This is a genomic window from Corynebacterium sp. MSK158, from assembly GCF_030229085.1.
Classification (GTDB): Bacteria; Actinomycetota; Actinomycetes; order Mycobacteriales; family Mycobacteriaceae; genus Corynebacterium.
The window spans coordinates 1-22,971 of the sequence record NZ_JASPHJ010000002.1; the positions used below are offsets into that span (position 1 = coordinate 1).

24 protein-coding genes and 2 pseudogenes are annotated in these 22,971 nt (G+C 61.4%); 21 read left to right on the forward strand and 5 right to left on the reverse strand.

Translation table 11 applies throughout. From position 1 onward, the window contains the following. The first annotated feature begins 289 nt into the window (after positions 1-289). The 12 genes and pseudogenes from QP915_RS11705 to QP915_RS02105 all read left to right on the forward strand — a co-directional run bounded on the left by QP915_RS11705 (position 290) and on the right by QP915_RS02105 (position 10,468). Positions 290-1,278 (forward strand): annotated as a pseudogene (locus QP915_RS11705) (IS30 family transposase). After that, positions 1,185-1,391, forward strand: coding sequence for a hypothetical protein (locus QP915_RS02055; RefSeq protein WP_284767763.1), 207 nt, complete (start codon positions 1,185-1,187; stop codon positions 1,389-1,391). The pseudogene QP915_RS11705 and the gene QP915_RS02055 overlap by 94 nt, the downstream one beginning before the upstream one ends. Before the next feature lie 202 nt (positions 1,392-1,593). Then, positions 1,594-2,088, forward strand: coding sequence for an ATP-binding cassette domain-containing protein (locus QP915_RS02060; protein ID WP_502869312.1), 495 nt, complete (start codon positions 1,594-1,596; stop codon positions 2,086-2,088). A gap of 82 nt (positions 2,089-2,170) precedes the next feature. Beyond that, positions 2,171-3,274: an alanine racemase gene (gene alr / locus QP915_RS02065; protein ID WP_284767997.1), complete on the forward strand. Its 1,104-nt coding sequence runs from the start codon at positions 2,171-2,173 to the stop codon at positions 3,272-3,274. Further along, positions 3,264-3,764, forward strand: coding sequence for a tRNA (adenosine(37)-N6)-threonylcarbamoyltransferase complex ATPase subunit type 1 TsaE (gene tsaE / locus QP915_RS02070; protein ID WP_284767765.1), 501 nt, complete (start codon positions 3,264-3,266; stop codon positions 3,762-3,764). The genes alr and tsaE overlap by 11 nt, the downstream gene beginning before the upstream one ends. An 89-nt stretch (positions 3,765-3,853) precedes the next feature. Continuing rightward, entirely contained in the window at positions 3,854-5,443 is a 1,590-nt protein-coding gene (locus QP915_RS02075) for an aspartate:alanine exchanger family transporter (protein ID WP_284767766.1), read from the forward strand. A gap of 164 nt (positions 5,444-5,607) precedes the next feature. Continuing rightward, entirely contained in the window at positions 5,608-6,117 is a 510-nt protein-coding gene (locus QP915_RS02080) for a hypothetical protein (RefSeq protein ID WP_284767768.1), read from the forward strand. Then, on the forward strand, positions 6,117-6,824 hold the full coding sequence (gene tsaB, locus QP915_RS02085; protein WP_284767771.1) for a tRNA (adenosine(37)-N6)-threonylcarbamoyltransferase complex dimerization subunit type 1 TsaB: 708 nt from the start codon (positions 6,117-6,119) through the stop codon (positions 6,822-6,824). The genes QP915_RS02080 and tsaB overlap by 1 nt, the downstream gene beginning before the upstream one ends. Continuing rightward, complete coding sequence (gene rimI / locus QP915_RS02090; RefSeq protein ID WP_284767772.1) at positions 6,821-7,309, forward strand: ribosomal protein S18-alanine N-acetyltransferase; 489 nt, start codon at positions 6,821-6,823, stop codon at positions 7,307-7,309. Before tsaB ends, rimI begins: the two co-directional genes overlap by 4 nt. A gap of 9 nt (positions 7,310-7,318) precedes the next feature. Then, the gene (tsaD, locus tag QP915_RS02095; RefSeq protein WP_284767773.1) at positions 7,319-8,362 is read left to right on the forward strand and encodes a tRNA (adenosine(37)-N6)-threonylcarbamoyltransferase complex transferase subunit TsaD; all 1,044 of its coding nucleotides are present in this window, start codon (positions 7,319-7,321) and stop codon (positions 8,360-8,362) included. 91 nt (positions 8,363-8,453) lie between these two features. Beyond that, on the forward strand, positions 8,454-8,882 hold the full coding sequence (locus QP915_RS02100; RefSeq protein ID WP_284767775.1) for a hypothetical protein: 429 nt from the start codon (positions 8,454-8,456) through the stop codon (positions 8,880-8,882). A gap of 122 nt (positions 8,883-9,004) precedes the next feature. Continuing rightward, entirely contained in the window at positions 9,005-10,468 is a 1,464-nt protein-coding gene (locus QP915_RS02105) for a purple acid phosphatase family protein (protein WP_284767777.1), read from the forward strand. 18 nt (positions 10,469-10,486) lie between these two features. On the opposite strand, the gene QP915_RS02110 is transcribed toward QP915_RS02105, so the two are convergent. Together QP915_RS02110 and QP915_RS02115 are read right to left on the reverse strand one after the other, a co-directional pair. Next, a complete protein-coding gene (locus QP915_RS02110) occupies positions 10,487-11,122 on the reverse strand; it encodes a response regulator (protein WP_284767778.1) in 636 nt (211 codons plus the stop codon). Continuing rightward, positions 11,119-12,255, reverse strand: coding sequence for a sensor histidine kinase (locus QP915_RS02115; RefSeq protein ID WP_284767780.1), 1,137 nt, complete (start codon positions 12,253-12,255; stop codon positions 11,119-11,121). The genes QP915_RS02110 and QP915_RS02115 overlap by 4 nt, the downstream gene beginning before the upstream one ends. A gap of 112 nt (positions 12,256-12,367) precedes the next feature. Between QP915_RS02115 and QP915_RS02120 the strand changes: the two genes are divergently transcribed. From QP915_RS02120 to QP915_RS02140, 5 genes and pseudogenes are all read left to right on the forward strand, one after another. Continuing rightward, complete coding sequence (locus QP915_RS02120; protein ID WP_284767781.1) at positions 12,368-12,973, forward strand: ABC transporter ATP-binding protein; 606 nt, start codon at positions 12,368-12,370, stop codon at positions 12,971-12,973. After that, positions 12,957-14,198 (forward strand): FtsX-like permease family protein, encoded by a 1,242-nt coding sequence (locus QP915_RS02125; RefSeq protein WP_284767782.1) that lies wholly within the window; start codon positions 12,957-12,959, stop codon positions 14,196-14,198. Before QP915_RS02120 ends, QP915_RS02125 begins: the two co-directional genes overlap by 17 nt. 186 nt (positions 14,199-14,384) lie before the next feature. Next, on the forward strand, positions 14,385-14,678 hold the full coding sequence (gene groES / locus QP915_RS02130; RefSeq protein WP_005322702.1) for a co-chaperone GroES: 294 nt from the start codon (positions 14,385-14,387) through the stop codon (positions 14,676-14,678). A gap of 8 nt (positions 14,679-14,686) precedes the next feature. Then, positions 14,687-16,303 (forward strand): chaperonin GroEL, encoded by a 1,617-nt coding sequence (gene groL / locus QP915_RS02135; RefSeq protein WP_284767783.1) that lies wholly within the window; start codon positions 14,687-14,689, stop codon positions 16,301-16,303. 64 nt (positions 16,304-16,367) lie between these two features. Further along, positions 16,368-17,254 (forward strand): annotated as a pseudogene (locus QP915_RS02140) (AAA family ATPase); the annotation flags it as partial. A 33-nt stretch (positions 17,255-17,287) separates the two neighbouring features. Here QP915_RS02140 and QP915_RS02145 read toward each other — a convergent pair. Next, positions 17,288-17,590, reverse strand: a complete 303-nt coding sequence (locus QP915_RS02145; RefSeq protein ID WP_284767785.1) for a WhiB family transcriptional regulator — start codon at positions 17,588-17,590, stop codon at positions 17,288-17,290. A gap of 306 nt (positions 17,591-17,896) precedes the next feature. Between QP915_RS02145 and QP915_RS02150 the strand changes: the two genes are divergently transcribed. Beyond that, positions 17,897-18,469, forward strand: coding sequence for a sigma-70 family RNA polymerase sigma factor (locus QP915_RS02150; RefSeq protein ID WP_239278076.1), 573 nt, complete (start codon positions 17,897-17,899; stop codon positions 18,467-18,469). Positions 18,470-18,534: 65 nt separating this feature from the next. Further along, positions 18,535-19,293 carry a hypothetical protein gene (locus tag QP915_RS02155; RefSeq protein WP_284767786.1) on the forward strand — a complete coding sequence of 253 codons (759 nt, stop codon included), beginning with the start codon at positions 18,535-18,537 and terminating at the stop codon, positions 19,291-19,293. Positions 19,294-19,296: 3 nt separating this feature from the next. Here the strand turns inward: QP915_RS02155 and QP915_RS02160 are convergent, their stop codons facing one another. Next, entirely contained in the window at positions 19,297-19,668 is a 372-nt protein-coding gene (locus QP915_RS02160) for a DUF5319 domain-containing protein (RefSeq protein ID WP_005326826.1), read from the reverse strand. 118 nt (positions 19,669-19,786) lie between these two features. On the opposite strand from QP915_RS02160, the gene guaB reads away from it, so the two are divergent. Together guaB and QP915_RS02170 are read left to right on the forward strand one after the other, a co-directional pair. Then, positions 19,787-21,307, forward strand: coding sequence for an IMP dehydrogenase (gene guaB, locus QP915_RS02165; RefSeq protein WP_284767787.1), 1,521 nt, complete (start codon positions 19,787-19,789; stop codon positions 21,305-21,307). Positions 21,308-21,314: 7 nt separating this feature from the next. Further along, positions 21,315-22,478 (forward strand): GuaB3 family IMP dehydrogenase-related protein, encoded by a 1,164-nt coding sequence (locus QP915_RS02170; RefSeq protein WP_284767788.1) that lies wholly within the window; start codon positions 21,315-21,317, stop codon positions 22,476-22,478. Between the two features lie 109 nt (positions 22,479-22,587). Here QP915_RS02170 and QP915_RS02175 read toward each other — a convergent pair whose 3' ends face one another. Beyond that, complete coding sequence (locus tag QP915_RS02175; RefSeq protein ID WP_284767789.1) at positions 22,588-22,959, reverse strand: hypothetical protein; 372 nt, start codon at positions 22,957-22,959, stop codon at positions 22,588-22,590. Positions 22,960-22,971 lie beyond the last annotated feature (12 nt).

Below are 22,971 nucleotides of genomic sequence, written 5' to 3' on the forward strand. Positions count from 1 at the left end.
CGCCCTTTGCCGGAGTTGAGGTTGGCTTATGAAGAACTTCTCAAATCAGCTTGACACAACATAGGAGCATCACCCTCGGTTAAGTCAGTATGCTCGGAAAGTCCGCCAGACGCAGTTAAGAGTGGAATACTTGCGCCTTCGGCTGGCGAGCCTGCCTAGTGGTGATGCTGGCGCGGCAGTAGGAATTGATCGTCGACTGTCTTTAGATTTTGAAAAAGGACTCACCAAATCCCAGGGTCAACGAGAGTTCATACCCGTCGGCGAAGACGCCAGCACGTATAACAGACTTATGAAAGCGCTGCGCCAACGCCATGATGTCATCGAATCCGGAAGGCTTGCCCCTCCCGCTTTACCTAGCGGGGTGGATCCGTATAAACGCATCAGTAATCGCTATATCTGCTTTGAAGAACGCGTCATTATCGCCGATCTTCTCCGCGAAGATGTGCCGCTGCGTGGGATTGGGCGCCGTTTAGGGCGAAGTGCATCGTCAATTCAGCGTGAAGTACGCAGAAACCACAGTGCTGAAGGCCCGTATCGTGCAGAAACAGCCAAGTTAAAGGCCTGTGCGCGCAGATTGCGGCCGAAAATACCGAAACTACTGGCCAACAAAAGGCTATGGGACTATGTATGCGCACAATTGCGGGCACAATGGTCACCTGAGGAGATTTCTAATCGCCTGCCCATCGACTACCCCACTGATAAGGACATGCGCATTAGTCACGAAACGATTAATGATGCCTTTTACCTGCAGGCCAAAGGAAGACTCAAAGACCTTGGCCTGGACTTGCCGACCGGTAGAAAGAAACGCAAGAAGCGCCAAACCCGCTCCGGCACACCTGCCCAGCAACGCTTCGTCGACGACATGATCCTCATAGACGACCGGCCAGATGAGGTTGGTGAACGTATTTTGCCAGGCCACTGGGAAGGCGACCTCATCCTCGGTAAAACAATCAATCAGCGGTAATCACGCTAGTAGAACGTGTTAGCCGATTTGTTGTCCTTGGCCACCTACCAGGAAGGCATACCAGCAAAGAGGTATTCACAGCCTTGCACAAGGCGGTTGCAGGAATCGATAAAGTTATCTGGTCATCAATTACCTGGGACCAAGGAAGCGAAATGGCTGGTCATAAAGCCTTTACCATGGCCACTGACATTCCCATCTACTTCTGTCACCCAGGATCACCATGGGAACGCGGCAGCAACGAAAACACCAACGGCAGGCTCAGAAGAAACCTTCCCAAAACAGCGACCTGTCCATCTACAGCGCCGAGGATCTAGAAATGATCGCCAACATTCACAACCACAAACCACGCAAAACACTCAACTGGCGCACCCCAGCCGAAGTCATGACCAACGCCCTCACACAAACCGGTAGCATCAAACCAAACTAACCATCATCGTTGCAACGACCCCTAGAATCCGCCAAAGACGGCATCACGCAGAGCGCAAATCCATTCAGGCGCAGTTGAAGAGGCCCAACGCTCTTTAGCTCGAGCTGAGCGAAACATACGAGATGATGATTCGGTCTATATCGAGCTGCCACAAACTGAGCTGCCGGAAGGAAAGCGGGTTATTTCGATTCCTGGGCTGACGATTGTCGGCCCAGAACGGGTGCGCTTGTCAGGACCAAATGGAAGTGGCAAGACCACGCTCTTAAACCGAATTAACTCCGGTGAGGCGGGCTACGTGATCGGCAACTCGGGGTATTTGCGTCAACGAATTGGATTAGATCCTTCTCTAAGCGTATGGGACGTGGTTACTAACGCGAATCCACGAGAGGATCCGCAGTTCATCCGTGATCAGCTTGCTCAGTTGTTGTTTCAATCTGACTCGGTTCATGCATTGACTGGGACCCTCTCGGGAGGCGAAAGATTTAGGGCGGAATTCGCCAGAGTGCTCTTAGCGGATCCAGCGCCGCAATTGCTAATGCTCGATGAGCCGACTAACAACATTGATATTTCAACTGTTGATTGGTTGGTCTCGGTCTTGAAAAACTATCGGGGCGCATTGCTAGTGGTGAGCCATGATGAAGATTTCTGTTCGCGGATAAAACTTACGAGGCAAGTTTCGATAGAGGACATTGGATGAGCCGGCTCCAAGGTGGAGGTATCGCGAGTCAGTGCGCCACACCCCGCCCGAATTCAGCACAAGGGTGAGCAGTGGCACAATGGTGGGCATGCTGAAAACCACGATTGATCTCTCCGCCATTGCGCACAACGTCCGCCTCATCAAGGAAAAGGTGGGACCTGAGGTCAAGCTCATGTGCGTGGTCAAGGCCGATGCCTACGGGCACGGCGCAGCCAAGGTTGTGCCCGTGATGGCGCGCGCCGGTGCGGATTGCTTTGGCGTGGCCACCCTGCGAGAGGCGGTGGACCTGCGCCGCGCAGGCGTGGATGCGCCCATCGTGGCCTGGATCTGGCAAACAGATGAAATCCTCGAAGAAGCCTTGGCCAATGGAATCGAGGTAGCGGTCAACTCCCTTGAGCAGGCGCATAAGCTGGTCAAGGCCGATTTTCCTGCTGAGGTATACGTCAAGGTGGAAACCGGCATGCACCGCTCCGGTGTGGATGAAGAGGATTGGGCAGAGACCTTTAAGGTGTTGCGCGATGCCCCGCACATCAAGGTGCTCGGGCTCATGTCCCACTTTGCGTGTGCCGATGAGCCGGATAATCCGCACAATGACGCTCAGGAAGAGGCGTTCCGCACGGCCCTGCGGCTCGCGCGCGAAATTGGACTGGAGTGCCCGGTTAACCACCTGGCCAATTCACCTGCCGTACTGACGCGTCCTTCCTCTTATTTCGAGCAGGTGCGCGTAGGTGTCGCCTGCTATGGTTTGGAACCGATTGAAGGGCTCGAGCATGGCCTGCGCCCGGCCATGACCTGGTCCGGGCAGATTTTTAATGTAAAGCCCATTCAGCCGGGGGAGGGCACCTGCTACGGATTGACCTGGAAGGCGGATAAGCCGGGTTTCTTAGCCACGGTGGATTGCGGCTACGCAGATGGCCTGCCGCGTGGCTATCAGGGCGACCTGCGCGTGGGCATTGGTGGGCACCTCTACCCACAGGTAGGAAGAATCTGTATGGATCAGATCGTGGTGGACTTGGGTGATAACCCGCATGGCGTAGAGCCAGGCCAAGAAGCCGTGATCTTTGGCAACGGGGGAGTATCGGCCACGGATCTCGCCGCGGCAGCAGGCACCATTAACTACGAGGTTGTCTGCCTGCCCGATGGCCGCACCGAACGCGAATATATAGGAGAAGAAGATGCGCAGTAGCTTTCCGGAATCTGGCAGCCGCGACCTATCCACGGTGGAAGAAACCTATGCCTTTGGTGAAGAGCTTGGTGCGGCGCTTGAAGCCGGCGATGTAGTGATCCTGGATGGACCGTTGGGGGCTGGGAAGACGACGCTGACGCAGGGCGTCGCCAAGGGCATGCACGTTAAAGGTCGCGTTACCTCGCCGACCTTTGTTATCGCCCGCGTGCATCGCTCCACGGTGGGTGGGCCAGACCTTGTGCATGTGGATGCCTACCGCCTGCTCGATGAAGGCGGCGCTAATTCCGGGGACCCGCTAGGGGAACTGGACGCCTTGGACTTGGACACGGAGCTGGAAGATGCCGTGATTATCGCCGAATGGGGCGGGGGACTAGTAGAGCAGATTGCGGAGCGCTACCTATTTATCAGCATTGACCGCGAGCCGGCGGACTATGCCGCCGCAGATGAGGATGTTCGCCGCTTCACATGGTCTTGGAAAAATGGTGCATAACACATACCTGTATATAAAAGTGATTTAAGTGATGAATATCCCAGACCGCTGACTTGATCCGGGTATAACCACTACGTAATTCTATTAAGGTGTTGAATTTTCTCGCCTCAAGTCCTTTGCTATCTCTCTTCGTCATCATGGCGGTGGGTCTAGCGATTGGCAAGATCAAGATCTTCGGCATCTCTCTCGGTGCCGCGGCTGCGATGTTTGTGGCACTGGGTCTATCTACTGCCAATCCGGATATCCAAATTCCGCCGCTGGTCTATCAATTTGGCCTGGCGATCTTCGTTTATGCCATTGGCCTCAGCTTCGGGCCTTCCTTCGTCCGCGAGTTTAAAACCCGCGGCTGGAAGCTCACCGTCTTTATGCTGGGCATGCTGGTTATTTTGGTCGCTGTTGGCTATGGCCTTATCCGTGCCTTTGGCCTGAGCGTGCCAGAGGCCGTCGGCATGTTCGCCGGTTCGCTCTCCTCCACGCCGGGCATGGCTGCCGTGGTGGAAATGGTGGGCGATTCCACCCCGGTCGTCGGTTACTCCTTGGCCTACCCAGGCGCGGTGATTGGCGCGATTCTCGTCGCCGCCATCGGCGCCAAGGTGGTCAAGGTGAACCATGAGGAAGATGCCCGCGCAGAGGGCATGATTCCCGCCGAGCTCGTGGCCAAAGGCGTGCGCCTGACCAAGAACTTCAATGACACTGCTGGCCATATCTACCGCGTTACCGGCCAGACCGTTGTGGCTACTCGTATCATCTCCAATGATGAGCGCCACCGCCTCGCCGTCCCGGAAATGCCGCTGTGTGAGGGTGAAGCATACCTGCTCAACGGCTCCGAAGAGGCCGTCGATAAGGCCATTGAGATCCTGGGTGAAGAACATCCGGTGGAGCTGACCGAGGAAGCCGGTCTCAAGTACAGCCGCGTTACCGTGTCCAACCCAGAGATTGCCGGTAAGTCCGTCCGCGAGATCAAGGCCCTCGACCACGGCTTTATCATCGCTCGTATCCGTAAGGGCGATAAGGACCTCGTCCCGCACCCGGACACCGTGCTCAACTACTCGGATCGCGTTCGCGTGGTCACCAGCCCGAGCCGCCTGCCGTACGTGCGCAAATACCTCGGCGACTCTGAGGCCGCGTTGGGTAATGCGGACCTGCTGTCCATGGCCATCGGACTGACCTTGGGTATGCTGCTTGGCCTCATTCCGATTCCGATGCCGGGCGGTTCCACCCTGCAGCTGGGCTTTGGTGGCGGCCCCGTGGTCGTCGGCCTGCTCTTGGGCTACCTCAACCGTACCGGCCCGTTGAACTGGCAGATGCCATTCCACACCCGTGAGACCTTGTCCAACATGGGCCTTACCTTGTTCCTCGCCGGCGTGGGCACCTCGGCCGGCGCCTCCTTCCGTGATGCCCTGACGGATCCATCCTCCCTGACCATCATGGGCGTGGGCCTTATCATCACGTTGGTCTCCGCCATCTTGATCGGCGTCATCGGCATGCTGGTGCTGAAGCTGAAGTGGGACGAGGCCATGGGCTGTGCGGCCGGCATGACCACCAACCCGGCAGTCTTTGCCTATATTCGTGACCAAACCGGCACTGAGCTGGCCGGCCGCGGATGGGCCACGGTCTATCCCACTACAATTATCGGCAAGATTATTGCCTCGCAGGTGTTGCTTTTGCTGTTGCTATAGCGGCAATATCTCGCGTTAATTACTCACCCACAGGGTCGCCCGCCTACACTGGCAGGCACTACCCTGTGGGTTTTGTGTTGCGGTTAACCAGGTAGCATCGGTTGCCAGAACTACCGCCGCCCGCCTGAAACTTAAACATTTTTTCAAGGAGCCATACTCATCCCATGACTAATTTCGCTCGCAACCTCACCGCCGCCATCATCGCCATCTTTATCGTTGTCATGATGGTGCTCCTGGCTTCCTCCACACTGCGCGAGGAAAACCACTTGGAGGGAAACCTCACCTCCACGCTGTCCAAGGCACCAAACAACTTGGAGGTCATGACCGTCATGCCCACTGATGTCTATGGCGAGGAATACCCCGCCATTGGTTTCATCTGCCCGGGCATGCGCGAAGACAAGGTTAAAGAGGCACAGATCGATACCGAGAACATCACCTTTGAAGACGGTGCGGTGCCGGAAGGCAAGAGCTACGCGGTAGCCATTTCCCAGAGCGCTAAGCCCTTCATCGAAGAGCTGGATCCGGAGAAGGTCGAGGTGTGCGAGATGATTGACATGCAGGTCAAGGCCATGGAGCAGCAGGGCCAGAGCCTTGATGGCGGCGTACCCATGATCCAGGGCACCCAGCCGCTGGGCTTCCAGCGCGAGGATGGCACCTGGAAGATGGTTGCCTAATGCGCGTCCTCGCGATCGATACGGCTACCACCGCCCTCGTTACCGGGGTAGTGGATACCGCCACCGGGCAGAGCACCGAGCGCGTGTTGGAGGATACCCGCGCGCATAATGAGCTGCTCATTCCTACCATCACCGAGGTCCTCGCAGAAGCGGGCATGGAGTATTCCGATCTCGATGCGGTGGTCACCGGCGTGGGCCCGGGTCCATTTACCGGGTTGCGCGTGGGTATGGCGACGGCCTCCGCGCTTGCCGACGCCCTCTCGATCCCCCTCCACGGCATCTGCACCCACGATGCCATCGCGGCCGCCGCCGAGCTTCACGTAGATCCTGCCGCCGCGGCCGACGAAGCCACCGCCTTGGTAGCTACCGATGCTCGCCGCAAGGAGATCTACTGGGCCACTTATCGCGCTACCGACTCCGGTGTGCAGCGCATTTCTGGCCCCGCGGTCACGAAACCGGCCGAACTCGAGGTGGAACTTACCTCCACCGCCGAGGTCATCATCCCCGACCGCCTTACTGAGCAACTCCCCGAGCTGCTCGCCGCCCTGCCGCACCGCGCGGCCCAGCCAACCGCGGCAGCCCTCGTTGCCGCGGCCGACCTAGAGGCAGAACCGGCTCCCGTCGTGCCGCTGTATCTACGCCGCCCAGATGCGGTCCCTCCGAAGCAGCAACAGCTTTCTGCCGCCATCCCGAAGGTCGAGCTGTGAAGCTGCGCGAGCTAACCCCAGCCGATGCACCCCGGTGCGCCGAGCTGGAAGAGGTCCTATTTCCCGGAGAAACCCCGTGGTCCAGCCGGATTTTCCGGGAAGAAATGGCCCAGCCCTTCAACTTCTATCTCGGGGTGGAAGGCGCGATCGAAGAACCGGCGCCCGTAAAGCTTTTGGGCTATGCGGGCATCGGCATGATGGGACCGGCAGCGGACCCCGAGTTTGAAATCCACACCATCGGCGTCGACCCCGCCGCGCAGCGCCGCGGCATCGCGCGGATGATGATGGACAATATCTGCCATATCGCGGATCTTAAGGACGCCCCGGTCTTCCTCGAGGTTCGTGTGGGCAATGATCCCGCTATTGGCCTGTATGAGCGCTACGGCTTTGCCAAGCAGGGGATCCGCAAGAACTATTACCAACCTTCCGGGGCGGATGCGCACGTGATGGTGCGCCCGTGCCAGTCCGAGCGCCCAAAAGATTAAGGAGCAGTCATGAAGATCATGGGCATCGAGTCCTCCTGCGATGAAACCGGCGTGGGCATCGTCGAGCTGCGCGAGGACGGCCACATGGAAATCCTCGCCAATGCCGTTGCTTCCTCCATGGAGCAGCATGCGCGTTTCGGTGGCGTCGTCCCGGAAATCGCCTCCCGTGCCCACCTTGAGGCCATGCCGCAGGTCATGCAGGCGGCGTTGAATGAGGCAGGCATCGAAAAGCCGGATGCCATCGCCGCCACCGTGGGGCCCGGCCTAGCCGGTGCCTTGCTGGTGGGAGCCTCGGCCGCCAAGGCCTATGCCGCGGCTTGGGGCGTGCCCTTCTACGGCGTTAACCACCTGGGCGGCCATGTTGCCGTGGCCAACCTGGAAGGCGAAGAGCTGCCGCACTCGGTGGCCCTTCTGGTCTCGGGCGGGCATACGCAGTTGTTGGAGGTAGAGGCCGTCGGCAAGCCCATGCGCGAGTTGGGCTCTACGCTTGACGACGCCGCCGGTGAAGCCTACGACAAAGTCTCCCGCCTCCTCGGTTTGGGTTACCCGGGTGGTCCGGTGATTGATAAGCTCGCTGCCCGCGGCGAAGCCACCATCGATTTCCCGCGCGGCATGTCCCGCGCCGAGGACCTGCGCGGCCCGCACCGCCACGACTTCTCCTTCTCTGGGCTCAAGACCTCCGTGGCCCGCTATGTGGAGCGCGCCGAAAAGGCAGGGGAGACCATCAGCGTTGAAAATGTCTGCGCCAGCTTTCAAGAAGCCGTGGCAGATGTCCTGACCGCCAAGGCCGTGCGTGCCTGCGAGGACACCGGCGCCCGGGTGCTGCTATTGGGAGGCGGCGTGGCCGCTAATTCCCGCCTGCGCGAGCTGGCCGCCGAGCGCTGCGCCGCCGCCGGGGTGGAACTGCGCGTGCCGCGCTTTTCGCTGTGCACCGATAACGGCGTGATGATCGCGGCCATCGGCGCGCAACTCATCCATGAAGGCGCCCAGCCCTCTGGCCTCGGTGTTGGCACCGATACCCAGCTGGATGTGGAAGAGCCGCAGTTAACCTAAAGTTCTTCTCGCTCGCGCTGCAGGCAGGGCAGGGGGCCGGTACGCTAAGGAGCGTTCATGCCCTCTTGGCTTTCTGAAGGAGCTTTCTCTCATGACTGTCGGTTTCCTTGTCAACCCTGATCTCACCCGTCGCAAGCTGGAGTTCGAGCTGGAGCACGCCAACCAGTTCCTGGGCGGCACCACCGAGGACCGCGTCTCCGTTGTATTCCAGGAAGATGGCACCACCTACGCCGCGCTCTACAACCCCGAAGCCAAGGCCGAAGGCGCCGATCCGAACCCGGTAGCCTCCCTGGCACGCAACGCAGCTGCCACCGGCAATGCCGCCTTCCTGCAGGACCCCATCCGCTCCATCTGCGGCCCCGTCATTTTCGTTGACGCTGAGGGCGAAGACACTACCATCGATGCCGTTATCGAGTCCGTGGAGCAGGGCATTCGGGCAGTGAAGAACTACCGCGAAGATAACCCAGAGGAGTACACCCTCTGGCGCGCGGCCGTTATCAACTCCGATAAGAGCCTTTAAACCCCAGCCCCTCACAGGTAGGGTTCAAGCGCTTTTCGCGCGCCCGTAATACGGTGTTCACATTCTTATGGTGTTCTAGGGAGCCGTACCGCTTCTTCTAAGACACCAAAGGTGAAAACTGTATGCATCGTTCATCGCGCTTCGTCGCCTCCTTCGCCACCGCCCTCGCCGTGGGTGGCGCTGCCGCCGTCGTGCCCGCCACCCCGGCGCTGGCCGCTGACTCGCCCATCTACCGCACCATCCTGCAGCCGGGCGAGGATGAATCCCAGGTCATGGTCACCTGGCGCACCAAGTCGAAGGCAGACGAGGTCCTCGAGGTCACCGGACCAGAAGGCACCACGACCTTCCGCGCCGACGAGCGCGACTTTGGTGCCTTGCTGTACAAGTCCCAGTTCGCCACCGCTACCGACCTGCAGCCGGATACTGAGTACTCCTACCGCGTTGGCTCTGAGGAAGGCGGCTGGTCCGAACCGGAGACCTTCAACACCGGCTCCAATGGCGATGACTGGTCCTTCCTTACCGTCGCAGACCCGCAGATCGGCGTGGATCTCAAGGTGGATGACCAAGCCGAACAGTGGCGCAAGACCATCGGTCACGCGGCTTCCCATGTGCCGAATGCCAGCATGATCTGGTCCCTGGGTGACCAGGTTGAGGGGTGGGGCGCGCAGGTACCGCAGTACGATGCATACTTCTCCGCCCCGGAGATCCGTCACATCCCCACCAACACGGTCCCAGGCAACCACGAGACCTATAACCTCACCATGAAGCACCATGATGAGCACTTCTCTAACCCACATCAGGCGGACGATATCCGCGACCACTACTTCGAACGCAATAACGTGCTCTTCATCGGCCTAGACTCCAATGCTTCTTCCGACGCCGATATCGCCCGCCACGAGCAGTTCTTGCGCGAGGCCATCGAATCCCGCGGCGCGGATAATGACTGGATCGTCGTTGGTATGCACCACGGCCCATACTCCCAGGGCACGCATTATTTTGATAAGGACGTCACCAACCTGCGCGAGAAGCTCACCCCGGTGCTCTCCGAGCTCAATGTCGATGCCGTGCTCTCCGGCCACGACCACATCTACACCCGCAGCCACCTGATGAAGAACAATAAGCCGGTCCTGCCGGAAGAAAAGCCGCAGCGCGGCGATGTTCTCGAGCCTAAGGATGGCGAGGCGCTGTACCTGACCACCACCACCGCGGGCGGTGGCAAGTACTACGACTTCACCGACGTGAATAACAAAAAGCACAAGGGCGCGCGCATGGAGACCATCGATCCAAAGCTTGCCCACGAGTCCACCGCCATGTGGCGCCAGGACTACACCGAGGACTACATGCGCGTGGACGTCTCCGATGACAAGCTCACCTTCACCACCTTCAACGAAGGCGATAACACGCTGGTGGACAAGGTTTCCCTCAAGAAGAAGGACCGCGGCGCTGTGCCTGCCGACGACACCACCGACCCCGCAGACTCCACCGAATCCACCGACCCGGATACCCCGGAGACGCCCCAGGATCCGGAAGGCAGCAGCTCCCTGAGCTCCAGTGATATTTTCGGCGGGCTCAGCTCGAAGAAGTAGCGAGCGTCGCCTCAGTGGCTAGCGCTCTGTATGGCGCAGCCACGCCAATACGGCCTTGACCCGCCGGTTGGCGTCCTCGGGCCGAAACCCGAGCTTCATAAACACATTGGAGACATGCTTGCTTACCGCTCCGGCAGTAAGAACGAGTGTGTCTTCAATTTCTTTATTGCTCAATCCTTGGGCCATAAGCCCCAGCACCTCCCGCTCGCGGGCGGTGAGTTGGGCTAAACCAGTACGCCGCGCCGACAGCAGCGCAGTTACGACCTCTGGGTCCACCACGGTGCCGCCGCGCGCGACCTCGTCTAGTGTGCGCACGAATTCTTCTACATCAGAAACGCGTTCCTTGAGCAGGTACCCGAATCCGCCGTGCTCTAAGAGGCGGTCGAGGTAGCTTGCCGCTACGTATTGGCTCAACACCACCACCGGCTGGGTGGGATTGGCTGATCGCAGGTCATGCACGGCGCGCAGGCCGTCATCGGTCATGGTCGGTGGCATGCGCACATCGCTGATAATCAGGTCAAAATCTTCCTGCCCGGCAATAGCGCGCAGTTCTTCGGCATCCGTGGCCACCGTAACGCTATGCCCCAAAGCGCTGAGTAGCTGCTCGAGCCCCGCGCGCAGCAGCGCGGAGTCTTCCGCCAGTAGTAGTTTCATTCCGCCTCCTTCAGCGGTAATTCGACCTGCAGCCGGCCACCGAGTTCACCCGCAGCCGCGTCATCTGCTGCCGAAAAGTTCACCGTGCCTCCCAGCGCGGCGGCGCGCTCGCGCAGCCCGGCGAGACCGGTGCCCGTCCCAGCTGGCTCCTTGGCCGCGGGGCTGAGGCCAGCTCCGAGTCCGGGCCCGGTGCCATTATCAACGATGTCTAGGCGCAGCATCTGCCCGAAAGCAACCGTTACCATCGCCTCAGTGGCCGCGCCGTGCTTGGATGCATTGGTAAGCGCCTCGGCGACCGCGTGATAAGCCAGCAGGGCAGTGGTTTCATCCACTGAGCGCTCGGCGCCTTCGACGTGTAGTTCTGCCTCCAGTCCGGAGTGGGCGAGTAGTTCGTCGATGGCGGGGATAAGTCCGGCGTCGAAAAGCACCTGCGGGGCAATGCCACGCACCGTCGCCCGCAGGGAGGCCAAGGCCAAAGAGGCATTATGTTCTGCATCGGCCAAGGCCGGTTGCGACTCGGGAGGGGCCTGCAATTTCGCCGCGGCCAAGTTGAGCTTGAGCGCAGTGAGGTACTGCTGCGGACCATCGTGCAGTTCGCGTTCGATGCGGCGGCGCTCGCCGGAGAAGGCATCGATAAGCGTGGCACGCGAGGCCGCCAACTCCTCGGCCGAAGGACTCAATGCTAGGCGAGTTAGCGAGGTCGACGCCAAGACCAAGAGGCGGTTAAGCCCTACCAATAAAGCCACCAGCAGCGCCGCGGTGAGCCAGCAGGTGAAGAAAATGAGCGGCCGGTTGGTGGTGGACCACTCGCCAAAGGAGAATTCGGTATTTGGCACGAACGGCGCAATGACCAGGACGCCCGCCGTAAAACCCACGGCAGTCCACGCGGCAAAGCAGGCAGCCGAAAGCAATAGCTGCACAATAAGGTGATAAAACTGCTGCCAATCAAACCACCGGCCCGCGCGCCGGGGTGGGATCTGCACACCCATCCACTGCGCACCCAACCGGCCGACAAATTCTGCGGCTCGTCCCACCAGCGGAATCCACGGCAGCATCAGCACCGAAACCACCAACGCCGGGATAAATAGCGCGCCGAGGACGAGGCTCCACGCGCAGGCTTTGAGGGTTCGCATAACCCTTGAGCCTAGCCGCCCTGCCGCGGTGGGGGCAGTAGAGCTAGCTCTACCATTTTCTGGGCGGCCCACTCCATGTCTTTCTTCTGCACGGCCGAGTGGAATCAAAGGCATGTTAAAAGCAGACAACCTCAGCAAGCGCTACGGCCGCCACACCGTGCTCAATCGCGTCACTGTTTCCATCGCCCCGGGCGAATTCGTCGCCATCATGGGACCTTCCGGAAGCGGAAAAACCACGCTGTTGAACCTGCTATCCGGGCTAGATAAGCCCACCTCCGGCCGAGTCAATGCGCCGGGGCGCAAGCAGCGAGCCTTTGTTTTTCAGGACTATAACCTGCTGGAATCCCTCAACGCCCAGCGCAATGCCACCTTGACCGCGCGCTTCTCCGGCCGGCGCCCTACACGCGGCAAGGTGGCGGAAGTCTTTGATTCGCTCGGCCTTGCTGGGTTAGAGCGCCGCCTGCCCGCGCAGCTTTCCGGCGGGCAGCAGCAACGTGTGGCCGTCGCCCGGGCACTGCTGGCCCAGGCGCCCTATATCTTCGCCGACGAGCCTACGGGCGCGCTTGACGACGCCACCGCATCCACCGTCCTTTCCCACCTGCGCGCCGCCGCCCGCGATGGCGCCAGCGTGGTCATGGTGACTCACTCGCACCTCGCCGCTGAGGCGGCCGACAGGATCATCTCCTTAGAGGAGGTGGCCCATGCTGGTGTGGCTTAAGGACTTACAGTCCAATTGGCTTTCGTGGCTGGCCGTGGCACTGACCTTGGTAGTGTCTTCCACCTCGTGCACGCTGGCGCTGGCCATGCTGGTGGCTTCCTCCGGGGCCGAAGAAAATCCCGCCGGCCCGCTGGGTGGCACGGTGCTCGGCATGGCCCTGTGCGTGGTGGTGTTGGTGACGCTATCGCAGATGCGCCTTATCATCTCCGAGCGCGAGCCGGTCTACCGCTCCTGGCGCATGGTGGGCATGCCCGGGTGGTTGATCCTTGCGTTCATTCTGGGCCAAGTCGCAGCGGTCAGCGCGGCTGCCGGATTTCTCGGCGTGCTGCCGGCCCGACCTTTGCTTGACCCGTGCGTGCGTGCCCTGCGCAGCGACGGTATCCCCATGCCGGATATCGTCATTACCGGCCAGGTCACCGCCATTGCGGTAGCCGTCTGCATGTCCGCGGCCCTAGTGGGTGCGCTGCCTCCGCTGCGCCGCGTATTCCGGCCGCGTACTCCCGCACACCCGATGTGGCTTCTGGTGAAATTCCTGCTTGCGCCCGCGGCTATCGGCGGCACGGTCTACGGGTGCCTGCACATCGAGGACCCCGGCGACCTCCTCTCGGCAGAGATGGGGCTTGTCATCCTCGTCGCCCTCTTCTTACCTTGGCTCATGCCCGGCATCGACCAATGGACCCGCGCGGCCGGCATCGCTGGGGACAACGTGCGCGTGCGCCGGCACTTTTCCACCCCACACATCGTGCCGTGGGTGCTCCTCGGCGGTTTTATCGTCGCCGTCGGCTCGGGCCTGCGCTTTGGAAACGACGCAGGTGCCGGCGGCACCTTGTCCTCGTGGCAGGTCTTTGTCGCCCTTTTAGGGCCGGTCTTTGCACCCAGCATCGTGGGCGCCGTGCTTACCTCACTGCTGATGCGCGGGCGCATCGACTCCGATATCCACGGCCTCACCCTGGCCGGCGCCACCCCCTCGGCCTGGGCGCGCGTGCAAGTGGGGGAGGCGGCGTGCCTCACCCTGACTGCGGCCGGCGTGGTCTGGGCGCTGTGCTTGGCGACGCTCCTGCCTCTCCACCACCTGCTCACCCCACAGGTTTCCTTCGGTCGAACACTGGTAGAGGAGCTGTGGTGGTCGGCCTTCGCCGTGATTTTTGGCGTCATGTTTATCGCCCTCGGCGTCGTCAAGCTGGCGCTGGCCGGCTTTGTCCACGCTGGGCAACGGGAGCGCTGAAAGGATCGCTGAGGGCGTAGGAATGTGGGCCGGGTCATTGTTGAGGGTTAGCAGTCACGAGGGTAGAGTGCTAATCAGGTTGTTTGACCCACAGTTGTTCACCCGCGACGACGGCTGTGCTGGACATCCACAACCGGCACGCGCGCGCCATACCGGTGCGCATACGAACACTACGGAGGAAACATCATGGCAAACATTAAGCCTCTCGAGGACCGCGTCCTCGTACAGATCGTAGAAGCTGAAACCACCACCGCTTCCGGTCTGGTTATCCCGGATTCCGCCAAGGAAAAGCCGCAGGAAGCTACCGTCGTTGCCGTAGGCCCAGGCCGCACCAACGACAAGGGTGAGGTCACCCCGGTAGGCGTCAACGAAGGCGATACCGTGGTCTTTTCCAAGTACGGCGGCACCGAGCTGAAGTACAACGGTGAGGAGTACCTGCTGCTGTCCTCCCGTGACCTGCTCGCCGTCATCGAGAAGTAGGCCCACTTATGGCAAAGCTCATTGCATTCGACCAAGAAGCCCGCGAGGGAATCCAGCGCGGCGTCGATACGCTGGCTGATGCCCTCAAGGTCACCCTCGGCCCGCGCGGCCGCAACGTCGTGCTGTCCAAGGCTTTCGGTGGCCCCACCGTCACCAATGACGGCGTGACCATCGCCCGCGATATCGACATCGAGGAGCCTTTCGAGAACCTCGGCGCGCAGCTGGTCAAGTCCGTTGCGGTCAAGACCAATGACACCGCGGGTGACGGCACCACCACCGCTACCTTGCTGGCTCAGGCGCTCATCTTTGAAGGCCTGCGCAACGTAGCGGCCGGCGCCAACCCCATCGAGCTCAACCGCGGCATCGCGGCGGCGGCCGAAAAGGCCGTCGAGGAGCTCAAGGCCCGCGCCACCGCGGTCAACTCCTCCTCTGAAATCGCCCAGGTAGCCACCGTCTCCTCCCGTGACCCGGAGGTCGGTGAGATGGTTGCCGGCGCCATGGACAAGGTGGGCAAGGACGGCGTTGTCACCGTCGAGGAATCCCAGACCATTGACTCCGCCGTCGACGTCACCGAGGGTATTTCCTTTGACAAGGGCTACCTTTCCCCGTACTTCGCTACGGAGGAAGAGACCTACCACGCCGTGCTGGACGACGCCGCAGTATTGCTCGTCCGCAACAAGATCTCCTCCCTGCCGGACTTCTTGCCGCTGCTGGAGAAGATCGCCGAGACCAACCGCCCGACCCTCATTATTGCGGAGGACGTCGAGGGCGAGCCGCTGCAGGCGCTCGTCGTCAACTCCATCCGCAAGGTGCTCAAGGTCGCTGCCGTGAAGGCCCCGTACTTTGGCGAGCGCCGCAAGGGATTCATGGATGACTTGGCAGTCGTTACCGGCGCCACCGTCATCGACCCAGAGGTGGGCGTCAACCTCAACGAGGCTGGCCTCGACGTGCTGGGCTCTGCCCGGCGCGTGACTATCACCAAGGATGACACCGTCATCGTCGATGGTGGCGGCACCGCTGAGGCAGTAGAGGAACGCCGCGAGCAGATCCGTCGCGAGATCGAGCGCACCGATTCCACCTGGGATAAGGAAAAGCTCGAGGAGCGCCTGGCTAAGCTCTCCGGCGGCGTGGCCGTCATCCGCGTTGGTGCGGCTACCGAGACCGAGGTCAACGAGCGCAAGCTGCGCGTCGAAGATGCCATCAACGCCGCCCGCGCGGCCGTTGAAGAGGGCGTCATCGCCGGCGGCGGCTCCGTGCTGGTCCAGATTTCCAAGGAACTCGAGTCCTTCGCCGAGGGCTTCGAGGGCGAGGCTAAGGTCGGCGTTCTCGCCGTCGCCCGCGCCCTGACCCGCCCGGCTTATTGGATCGCTGAAAACGCTGGCCTCGACGGCGCCGTCGTCGTCTCCCGCGTCGCCGAGATGTCTAACGGTGAGGGCTTCAACGCCAATACCCTGGAGTACGGCAACCTCATCGATAACGGCATTATCGACCCAGTCAAGGTCACCCACTCGGCCGTGGTCAATGCCACCTCCGTGGCCCGTATGGTTCTAACCACCGAGGCCTCCGTGGTGGAAAAGCCACAGGAAGAGCAGCCTGCTGACGCCGGTCACGGCCACCAGCACTAAACCTTCCCAACATCGCCCGCCCCGCTTCCCGCGCGGCGGGTTTTGTTGTGCCTAGGCTAGGCCCGTGGAATACATCAAGGTCACCGGCGCGCGCGAAAACAACCTGCGCGATATCTCCCTGTCCATCCCCAAGCGCCAGCTCACCGTCTTTACCGGTGTATCCGGCTCCGGCAAAATCCTCCTTGGTCTTCGACACCATCGCGGCCGAGTCCCAACGGCTTATCAACGAGACCTACCCCGGCTTCGTGCAGGGGTTTATGCCGTCGTTGGCCCGGCCGGACGTCGATAAGCTAGAGCATCTCACGGCCGCCATCGTGGTGGGCCAGGAGCCCATGGCCGCCTCCTCTCGCTCCACCTTTGGCACCGCCACCGATATCACTGCCATGCTGCGCGTGCTGTATTCGCGCATGGCCGCTCCGCGCGCCGGCGGCCCGGCGGCCTACTCCTTTAATGTGCCCTCCGCCTCCGGCCAGGGCGCCATCGAGGTTAACGGCACCAAGGAGGTGCGCCGTTTCGAGCGCACCGGCGGCATGTGCCCCGAATGCGAGGGCACCGGCCGTGGCGAAAATCTGCGATACCTTGTGCACCGTCGGCCTGGGGTATGTCACCCTAGGCCAGCCGCTATCTACTTTGTCCGGCGGCGAGCGTCAGCGCCTCAAACTTGCGGCGCACCTGAGCGATAAGAAATCCACCGCTGATGTGCTGGTCCTCGATGAGCCCACCACCGGCCTGCACCCAGCGGATACCGCGCGGATTCTGGCGCTGCTGGATGAGCTGGTGGGCTCCGGACATACCGTCGTCTGCATCGACCACACTCTGGCCGTTCTCGCGCATGCGGATCACGCCATCGACTTGGGGCCCGGCGCCGGTTCGGCCGGCGGCCAGCTTGTCTTTTGCGGCACCCCGGCCGATTTAGCCGAGCAGCAAGACTCAGTGACGGGGCGCTTTCTTGCCGACGCCCTCGTCTCCACCTAACCTTCTGCCTTAAGCGTTGACCGGCGTGGCGGCGCGGCGGCGTTGGCGCAGTGCAACGACGCGCTCGGATTCGCTCATTCCGCCCCAGACGCCGTAGGGCTCGGCGGATTGCAGGGCGTGCTCGCGGCACAGATCAATGACCGGGCAGGAATTGCAGATGGCCTTGGCGCGGTTCTCGCGCTGGGCGCGGGCGCGGCCGCGCTCGCCATCTGGGTGATAAAATACGTCTGAGTTTTCTCCGCGGCAGGCGCCTTGTAGCTGCCAATCCCACAGGTCAGCGGTGGGACCGGGAAGCAAATGAGGCTGAGACACGTTACTTAGCTCCTTTGTAAGGGCGAGAATTCTAGTGTGGCTTCCGCAGTGTTACGGGAAGCAACCTCACGTAGTGTTTCGCGCGTGGGTTAACGATGGGTTACCTATTTTTGACTTTTAGGTATTCTTCCCATGCTCACCCCGCCTACACCACGGTCTACCAGCGGAAACGGCAAAGGTTAACGGTTTATGAATTTTCTGCCGCTCGGGTTGTGCAGGCGCTGGGGCTGCGCGTCGCCTTTGCATAAACTTCTCGTGTGCCAATATGGTTAGTTACCGGTTTAAAACATGTCAGAGGGTGCATACGTGAGTGATAAGGAACAGGAGCTAGCGGATCTCGTCCCGCATGCCGTCGACGGCAGCCGTCGAGCGCTGCAAAAAGTCCTGCGGATCATTCACCCGCAGGTGCTGCGCTACTGCCGCGCCCGCATCGGCGGCGGCCGCCAACCTACCGCGGAGGATGTAGCCCAAGAGATCTGTCTTGCAGTGGCCACTTCTATTGGCTCCTACGAGGACAAAGGCCGCCCGTTTATGGCCTATGTCTACGGCATCGCGTTCAATAAGGTCACCGATGCCCACCGCGCCATGGGGCGCGATAAGTCCACCCCTACCGAAGAAATTCCGGAAGACTCCGCGCGTGACGCAACCCCTGAAGAGTGGGCATTGGAGGCCGACGGTAGTAACAGAATGCGCGCCTTGCTCGATACGTTAAGTGACAAGGCGAAAAACATCGTTATTCTGCGCGTGTTCAACGGTTTGTCGGCAGAAGAGACCGCGGAAATTGTGGGTTCCACCCCAGGTGCGGTTCGTGTCGCACAACACCGAGCACTCGCTCAATTGCGAAAGGCTCTCCAAGCCGCCCAGGAAACTGCGCGCTAAGGGCCTAGAGGCCGACTCTTACAGCAGATATCTCTTAATAGAAAGGAAGGGGGAGAGACACCATCATGGCACCGAAGCACCACGGCGATAATGCCGGCCTAGCAGACCAGCTCCAGCCCTTGGTAGATGATGATGCATTCCTCACCGAGCTTTCGAAGGGAACTAACCCTTCCGACGGCCAGGATGACCTGGCGGAGCTGCTGCTGGAGTTAAAGGGGGACGTCGACAAGCAGATGCCTCCAGCCCCGCTGGTAGAAGGCGCCGATGCTGAGCCTGAGGTCATCGACCTAGGCCAGGCCCGCAAGCGCCGCCGTGGCGGCCCGTTCGTACATGGGCTCATCGGTGCGGCGGCCGCAACTCTAGTCATCGCTGGAGCCGGTGGAGCCATGCTGCACGCCGGAACCTTTGATAAGGGCGATAAGACCCGCAATGTAGAGCTGGCCGGCACGCTGGAAGAGATGGAATCTCGCGCGGCCGAAGGCGATATTGAAGGCGCCCGCGAACTAATGAAGGACGCCCGCGCCAAGCTGGATGAAGCCGAAGGTAAGGAAGAAAAGGCCATCGCCGCTAACCGTGAGGCCGAACAAAAGCGCTCTGCGCACCCGAAGCCCACCCCGCACACCGTTACGGAGACCGCCACCGAAACCGTGGCGGAAGAAGCCTCTCAGCCGGAGCAGCGGCCGGAACCGGCCACCGTGACTGAAACGCAGTACGCCACCGAAACCGTGGTAGTCACTGAGCAGGCCCAGCAAAACCCGCAGCCTAATCCCAACGTTGAGGACGAGCCTACGACCACCATCGAACTGGGCCAGCAACAGCAGTAGTATCTAGCGGCCCTCCAGGCCGTCCAAGTAGCCCAAGGCATAGTCCCAGGGCACGTAGCGGGAGGGATCTGGCTCGGCGCCCGGCTCATGCACGGGCGCTAACTCCCCTTCGAGCGTAGCGCGCATATTAGCGGCCATAATATCCCACTCATAGAAGTGGTTCTCCTGGCAATCCTCGCACAGGAAGAAGATGCCATCGATGCCGCGTGGGCCGAGGATGGAGGCGAATTTCTGCACCAGCGCGAGGTCGTGGATGATGGCGATCCGGTCGTCGTCGGTAAGCGGCATGACCTGCTCGTCCTCCTCCAAGAAGGAGGCTGGGTCATTCGGGTCGTCGGCGAAAGGATCGCGGGGCATATTGGCGAAGAAGTTCACGCCTGCGAGCCTATTGAACTTGCTCGCCCGAGGCAATTTACCCCTGCCCAAATGGTGTCTTCGGCCGGCAACGCACTACAGTTGGGTTAGCCGCTAAACCTGTTAAGGAGAGACCTCGATGAGCGAGAACCGTATTCATACTGGTGGAGATGACCCGAACAAGGTAGCCCTGCGCGGCCTGACCTTTGACGATGTGCTCCTTTTGCCCGCCGAATCCAATATCGTGCCCTCCGAGGTCGATACCGGCGCGCAATTTACCCGCAATATCCGCCTCGGCGTCCCGCTTGCCTCGGCCGCCATGGATACCGTGACCGAGGCCCGCATGGCCATTGCCATGGCCCGCCAAGGCGGTATCGGCGTGCTGCACCGCAACCTGTCTACCGAGGATCAGGCCGAGCAGGTCGAGATTGTGAAGCGCTCCGAGTCCGGCATGGTCACCGACCCCATCACTGCGCGCCCGGATATGACCATCGGGGAAGTAGACGCGCTGTGCGCCCGCTTCCGCATCTCCGGCCTGCCGGTGGTAGACGAGGACGGCACCCTGATGGGCATTTGCACCAACCGCGATATGCGCTTCGAGCCTGACTTTGACCGCAAGGTCAGCGAGGTCATGACGGCCATGCCGCTTGTTGTTGCGCGCGAGGGTGTATCTAAGAAGGAAGCCCTCGAACTGCTTTCGGCCAATAAGGTGGAAAAGCTGCCCATCGTCGATGCGGATAGTAAGCTCACCGGCCTGATTACCGTCAAGGACTTTGTCAAGACCGAGCAGTACCCCAACGCGTCCAAGGACTCGGCCGGCCGCCTGTTGGTTGCGGCCGGCATCGGTACCGGCGAGGAGTCCTACCAGCGCGCCGCCGCGCTTGTCGACGCCGGCGTGGACGCCCTCGTCGTCGACTCCGCCCACGCCCACAACAACCGCGTGCTGGAAATGGTCTCCCGCGTACAAAAGGATTTCGGTTCCCAGGTCGATGTCATCGGCGGTAACCTCGCCACCCGCGAGGCTGCCCAGGCAATGATTGATGCCGGCGCCGACGCCATCAAGGTCGGCATCGGCCCAGGCTCCATTTGCACCACCCGCGTCGTCGCCGGCGTGGGCGCGCCGCAGATTACGGCCCTGATGGAGGCCGCCGCAGTAGCTGGCCCGGCCGGTGTACCGGTTATCGGCGATGGTGGCATGCAGTACTCGGGCGACGTCGCCAAGGCTCTGGCGGCTGGCGCCGATACCGTCATGCTGGGTTCCATGTTTGCCGGTACCACCGAAGCCCCCGGTGACATCGTGGTCTACCAGGGCAAGCAGTACAAGCGCTACCGCGGCATGGGCTCCATGGGCGCCATGCAGGGCCGCGGACTTTCCGGCGAGAAGCGCTCCTACTCCAAGGACCGCTACTTCCAAGCTGACGTCCGCAGCGAGGACAAGCTGGTTCCGGAAGGCGTCGAGGGCCGCGTGCCCTTCCGCGGCGATATCGATGCCATCGTGCACCAGATTATCGGCGGTCTGCGCGCTTCCATGGGCTATACCGGCTCCGCCACCCTGGCCGAGCTAAAGACCAAGCGCTTCGTCCAAATCACCGCCGCGGGCCTGAAGGAATCCCACCCGCACCACCTGCAGCAAATCGCAGAAGCACCAAACTACCGCTAGGAATATCATGCGTGAATACGCCGAAATCGGCATCGGCCGCGAGGCCCGCCGCACCTTCGATCTAGAGCAACTATCCATCGTGCCGCAGCGCCGCACCCGTTCCTCCAAGGACGTGGACACCACCTGGCACATCGACGCCTATACCTTCGACATCCCCTTCGTGTCCCACCCCACTGATGCGCTCGCCACCCCCGAGTTCATCATCGAGATGGGCAAGCAAGGCGGCCTGGGCGTCATCAATGCCGAGGGCCTGTGGGGTCGCCACAAGGACCTCGAGGGCGCCCTGGCCCGCATTTACTCGCAGCCGGGCGATAACTCCATCATCCAGGAGCTGCACGCCGCCCCGCTTGACGACGCCCTCCTTACCGAGCGCATCTCCCAAGTCCGCGACTCCGGAGTTACCGTTGCTGTGCGCGTTTCTCCGCAAAATGCTCGCGAGATGGCCCCGAAGGTCATCGCGGCCGGTGCCGAGTTGCTGTTTATCCAGGGCACCCTAGTCTCGGCCGAGCACGTGGCTACCGGAGGTGAGCCGCTGAACCTCAAGGAGTTCATTGGTTCCCTTGACGTTCCCGTCATTGCCGGCGGAGTCACCGACTACACCACCGCGCTACACCTGATGCGCACCGGCGCGGCCGGCGTCATCGTAGGCGCGGGTGTGACCACCAACGCCGAGACCGTTGGCATCGACTCGGCCATGGGCACCGCGATTGCCGACGCCGCCGCAGCCCGCCGCGACTACCTCGACGAGACCGGCGGCCGTTATGTACACATCATCGCCGATACCGAGTTCGAAAACTCCGGCAATATTGCTAAGGCCTTCGCCTGCGGCGCTGACGGTGTTGCTCTCGGCCCACTGCTTGCCCAAGCCCGCGAGGCCGGCGGCAAGGGCTGGTACTGGCCCGCCACGGCCGGCCACCCGCGTTTCCCACGCGGCTTCGTCCAGTTCTCCGGGGCCGATACCGACTTGGACGTTGATTTCCTCACCACCGGTACCCCGGCCGAAGCCGCCGAAGAGTCGGCCGCCCCGTCGCTGGAAACCGTGCTGCATGGTCCCTCCAGTGAGCCTTTCGGCCGCACCAACTTGGTCGGCGCGCTGCGCCGGTCCATGGCCAAGTGCGGCTACACCGACCTGAAGTCCTTCCAGAAGGTCGAACTCGCCGTTCGCTACTAATTAGCACGGGGTCCTGACGCGGCTGTGCCTTCTTGGCGCAGCCGCGTTTCTTTGTCTCAGGGCTTCCTTCGCCGCCGAACAGATACCAGTTAGCGAGGTAGGAGAGTGGTTAGGAAACCAATTGCCAGCCGCCCTCACGCCTCCACGTGGTCTTGCCCGTCATCGGCCGCCATTGCCCTGCATTGTGGACCGGGCACACGCGTACTCCCGAGGGATTGAGCTCTACAACCTTCTCTTCGCCGCTCGCGCGTAGAACCACCGAATTTTGCGCTACTTCTGGATGCCCCACGCGCTCTGCCTGCTGCGTGCCGCACAATGGAACCCACTCATCCCACTCGCTTCCAAAGACTTCCGCGGCCGGAAGCGTCACCTGTTGCGGGCCTTGTTCATCCAGCGCAGACGCCACCTCGGCCGTAGTTGGGGTGGCGTCACAACTGCACAACAACAGCCCCGCGGCGAGCACAATAGTCAAGCGCTTCATAAGCTATCAGTT

Bases quoted from the DNA above. Each gene is read 5' to 3' on its own strand.
- QP915_RS02110 (WP_284767778.1), bottom strand. From the start codon at position 11,122: ATGAAACTACTACTGGCGGAAGACTCCGCGCTGCTGCGCGCGGGGCTC.
- tsaB (WP_284767771.1), top strand. From the start codon at position 6,117: ATGCGCGTCCTCGCGATCGATACGGCTACCACCGCCCTCGTTACCGGG.
- QP915_RS02115 (WP_284767780.1), bottom strand. From the start codon at position 12,255: ATGCGAACCCTCAAAGCCTGCGCGTGGAGCCTCGTCCTCGGCGCGCTA.
- tsaE (WP_284767765.1), top strand. From the start codon at position 3,264: ATGCGCAGTAGCTTTCCGGAATCTGGCAGCCGCGACCTATCCACGGTG.
- QP915_RS02175 (WP_284767789.1), bottom strand. From the start codon at position 22,959: ATGAAGCGCTTGACTATTGTGCTCGCCGCGGGGCTGTTGTTGTGCAGT.
- QP915_RS02170 (WP_284767788.1), top strand. From the start codon at position 21,315: ATGCGTGAATACGCCGAAATCGGCATCGGCCGCGAGGCCCGCCGCACC.
- QP915_RS02080 (WP_284767768.1), top strand. From the start codon at position 5,608: ATGACTAATTTCGCTCGCAACCTCACCGCCGCCATCATCGCCATCTTT.
- guaB (WP_284767787.1), top strand. From the start codon at position 19,787: ATGAGCGAGAACCGTATTCATACTGGTGGAGATGACCCGAACAAGGTA.
- QP915_RS02120 (WP_284767781.1), top strand. From the start codon at position 12,368: ATGTTAAAAGCAGACAACCTCAGCAAGCGCTACGGCCGCCACACCGTG.
- groL (WP_284767783.1), top strand. From the start codon at position 14,687: ATGGCAAAGCTCATTGCATTCGACCAAGAAGCCCGCGAGGGAATCCAG.
- QP915_RS02055 (WP_284767763.1), top strand. From the start codon at position 1,185: ATGGGAACGCGGCAGCAACGAAAACACCAACGGCAGGCTCAGAAGAAA.
- tsaD (WP_284767773.1), top strand. From the start codon at position 7,319: ATGAAGATCATGGGCATCGAGTCCTCCTGCGATGAAACCGGCGTGGGC.
- QP915_RS02105 (WP_284767777.1), top strand. From the start codon at position 9,005: ATGCATCGTTCATCGCGCTTCGTCGCCTCCTTCGCCACCGCCCTCGCC.
- QP915_RS02100 (WP_284767775.1), top strand. From the start codon at position 8,454: ATGACTGTCGGTTTCCTTGTCAACCCTGATCTCACCCGTCGCAAGCTG.
- QP915_RS02125 (WP_284767782.1), top strand. From the start codon at position 12,957: ATGCTGGTGTGGCTTAAGGACTTACAGTCCAATTGGCTTTCGTGGCTG.
- QP915_RS02155 (WP_284767786.1), top strand. From the start codon at position 18,535: ATGGCACCGAAGCACCACGGCGATAATGCCGGCCTAGCAGACCAGCTC.
- groES (WP_005322702.1), top strand. From the start codon at position 14,385: ATGGCAAACATTAAGCCTCTCGAGGACCGCGTCCTCGTACAGATCGTA.